A 3,489-nucleotide genomic window follows, 5' to 3' on the forward strand; every position below is an offset into this window, starting at 1 on the left:
TCTGATTTCTCTCACGGCAGGACCCAGAAAATTTTGAGGGGCCTCGTGCAGGCGATCAGATAGGGAGCTGGTCTGAGGTCGGTCAGCTGCATCCCTTTTGACCACTCGTCGAACGGGATTTCCTGAATCGGCGGATTGCCGTCTACCGGACCCTCTCTAATCGAAACGACTTTTCGTGTCGCGACATTAACCACAAGCCTGCAAGGACTTCTGCAGTGCTGTTCAGCGTCGAGTCTTAAGTGTTCGCGAGACGCGTTGCTGACGCACGGATTTCAGCGAACAAGGCTTTCTTCCCGAATCGAACTATTTAATTGATTGTTCGGCATCGATCGTGCTCTACTGTCTGCTGACCGAGTCTTGCTTCATTGAAGTTAGTCGTTTGACGAGATCCGATGACCGGTTCATTTGAGGAGGAGGCACCATGCAAGTTTCAATTCACAAGATCCTGTTTCCGACGGATTTCAGCGCACCGGCAATTGAGGCCCAGCACTACGCGCTAGCGCTCGCTGAACAGATGGGATCGGAATTACACCTTCTGCACGTGGTGGTCCCGCCCGTCCTTCCATTCCCCGATGCGACCACATCCTGGACGATGCCGGAAACAGGCGTCACCGATCTGATCCGGCACGCCGAACAGCGGATTGCAGATGAGGTCGCGAGCTGGCCAGAAGAAAGCCGTGTCGTGACGAGCGTAACGTCAGGTTACGCCGTAGACGAAATCGTGAACTATGCGAAAGCTCACGATATCGACCTCATCGTCGCAGGTACTCACGGGCTCTCTGGACTCTCTCATTTACTCATGGGGTCGGTCGCAGAAAAACTGGTTCGGGTTGCCCCTTGTCCGGTCCTCACCGTTCGACCGGGAGGTCATCAGTTTATTTCCGATGCTCACGAAGTCGCCACATCCTCTGGCGCGACCTAGAGTGCAAACGGTGTGGGACTCGTCACGCTCGCACCTTCGCTGAGGGTGCGTTGGGCGATCATGCAGTCTCCTGGTTGGTTCAATTGTCCTGCGGTTTTCTCTTGAGTGGGGACGACTGCGAGTCAACCGGCTCTGAGGGCACGCAGGTGAACCTGCGCCCTCAGATGAAAATGAGAGGATGTTGATCCTCACACGCCTTTTAGACGTTTCTAACCTATGGATGACACATGAGTTGTCCGACTTGATTTCAGCATCTGTGCGGTGCCACAATCTGGATGGTTAAGTATCCGTCCGCATCGTTGGCCTGTCTCGATTACGATCTGCTACGGCAGAGAGACATCACACGTCCTGTTGCCTATACGGAGTTTGAACTATGTCTACCGATTCTTCAGAGTCCCTCGTCTCGGTTTACTCAACACCCCAGGCATTCGATGCCGCACTGGTGAAAGCCATGCTCGCGGATGCAGGGATCGCCGGATCGGTGGAAGACGCGAATGGCCCGTTTCCAGGAATCTCTGCAGTTCCCTGCCATGTGTATGTTCCTGCCGAGTACGAAGCGGAAGCGAGAGCTTTAATTGCGGAGCATGAAGCAACGCATCGTGAACGCGTCGAAAGTGAGTTCGAAGAAGTTGAAGCGGAAGATGACGATCTGAGCGACGTGTAGCCGAACGCTCTCTCGTTTCGTTTGCGCTCGTCCCGTTCTGGTCTTTCTCCACGTGATCCATGCGTGACCTTTTCAAGAAACACATCGTTCACGTCATCGACTCACACACCGGCGGAGAGCCAACGCGCGTTGTGATCGCGGGGGGGCCTGATCTCGGAAGTGACTCGCTTGCTGAGCGAAGAAACCGCTTCCGGGATCACTTTGACGATTTTCGTTCTGCCGTGATCAATGAGCCGCGCGGGTCTGACGTGCTGGTGGGAGCACTCTTGTGTGAGCCGGTCGACCCGCTGGCGGTGGCAGGCGTCATCTATTTCAACAACGTCGGCCCGCTTTGGATGTGTGGGCACGCCACCATCGGACTTGCGGTCACACTCGGCCATCTTGGCCGGATCCAGGCGGGAACGCACCGGCTGGAAACTCCCGTCGGGACCGTACTTTTCGAATACGATGGAGCCAACCGCGTCGTCTTTGATAATGTCCCCAGCTACCGGTTCACGCAAGGGATTACAATTGACGTTGAGGAAGTCGGCCCCGTGACCGGCGACGTCGCCTGGGGAGGAAACTGGTTTTTTCTGGTCGACTTCGCATCGCTGCCAGGGCTAACGTCACAGTTGCCGGGGGTATCCGTCCCATTCCGCTTGCCTGAAGTCGACGTTCTTACCCAAAGCGCGCAGCGTATTCGGCGGGCTCTTCGTGAGAATGGAATAACGGGCGCAGAAGGGGGAGAAATCGACCACATTGAATTCATCGGCCCGCCCGTCGACCCGCAGAACCACGGCCGTAACTTTGTGCTGTGTCCCGGAGCGGCCTATGACCGCTCACCGTGCGGGACGGGGACGTCAGCGAAACTGGCCTGTCTGGCAGCGGATCGAAAGCTGATGCCGGGAGAAGTCTGGCGACAGGAGAGTATTCTCGGGAGTGTCTTTGAGGGGACATTCCGCTATGAGAACGGACGCATCATTCCCCGAATTGCCGGAACGGCCTACATCACGGCGGAGGCAAATCTGATTCTTGACCCGGCGGACCCATTTCAAATGGGAATCACCCCCGAGCGGTGCAGTTCCTGAAGAAATGTGGTAAATGAACAGGAACTTATTTGTTACCTTTTCTGAAGTGAATCGAGTTCGCTGAGGAGTTTGAGAGTTGAGTCAACGCGTGGTCGTTATCGGCGGTGGTGTCATCGGAGCGGCCTGCGCTCACTATCTCAGTCAATCCGGTTCTCAGGTCACGATTGTCGAAAAGAAGACCATCGGCAGCGGAGCGGCGCACGGCAATTGCGGATACGTCTGTCCGAGCCATATTCTTCCACTGCCCGGTCCCGGCGTGATGAAGAAAACGCTCAAAGCGATGATCAGTCCGAACTCGCCGTTTTCCATCAAGCCTCGGCTGGATTTGTCGCTGTGGCGGTTTCTGCTCGAGTTTGCCCGTCACTGCAATATGAAGGACATGCTCGCATCGGGCGTCACCCTGCAGTTGATGCTCAATTCGTCCAAGGCTCTCTACGAGGACCTCTTCGCAAACGAGCCCATTGATGCGGAATGGCAGATGTCCGGCATCCTCTACCCATTTCTGCATCAAGCCGGGATGGAGCACTTTGCCGAGACGAATCAGATCCTCAGAACTCACTTCAATCACGGTGCCGACCGCTACGATGGCGATGCGGTGACAGAACTGGAACCGGCTCTGAAACCGGGACTTGCGGGGGGGTGGCATTTCCCCGGAGACGCTCATTTGCGCCCTGACAAGCTGATGTCGTCGTGGAAGAAGCTGCTGGAATCTCGTGGTGTTGATGTTCGAGAACATCATGAATTCCTGGGCTTCACGACCGGCCGTCAGTTGGCAAGCAACGGTCATCCCGCAATTACTGCAGCCAAAACATCCCAGGGCGAAATCGAAGCGGACG

The 3,489-nt window shown here is 55.9% G+C and carries 4 protein-coding genes; all 4 read left to right on the forward strand.

Annotation, left to right across the window (positions count from 1 at the left end; genetic code table 11):
- Positions 1-421 precede the first annotated feature (421 nt).
- Positions 422-922 carry a universal stress protein gene (locus VGE80_RS12015; protein ID WP_373651203.1) on the forward strand — a complete coding sequence of 167 codons (501 nt, stop codon included), beginning with the start codon at positions 422-424 and terminating at the stop codon, positions 920-922.
- 373 nt (positions 923-1,295) lie between these two features.
- Positions 1,296-1,586 carry a putative signal transducing protein gene (locus VGE80_RS12020; RefSeq protein WP_440592836.1) on the forward strand — a complete coding sequence of 97 codons (291 nt, stop codon included), beginning with the start codon at positions 1,296-1,298 and terminating at the stop codon, positions 1,584-1,586.
- Between the two features lie 59 nt (positions 1,587-1,645).
- Positions 1,646-2,653, forward strand: coding sequence for a proline racemase family protein (locus VGE80_RS12025; protein ID WP_440592837.1), 1,008 nt, complete (start codon positions 1,646-1,648; stop codon positions 2,651-2,653).
- A 76-nt stretch (positions 2,654-2,729) separates the two neighbouring features.
- A partial coding sequence (locus tag VGE80_RS12030) for an NAD(P)/FAD-dependent oxidoreductase (protein WP_440592838.1) occupies positions 2,730-3,489 on the forward strand: 760 nt, incomplete at its 3' end.

Source organism: Schlesneria sp. (genome assembly GCF_036405755.1).
GTDB lineage: Bacteria > Planctomycetota > Planctomycetia > Planctomycetales > Planctomycetaceae > Schlesneria > Schlesneria sphaerica.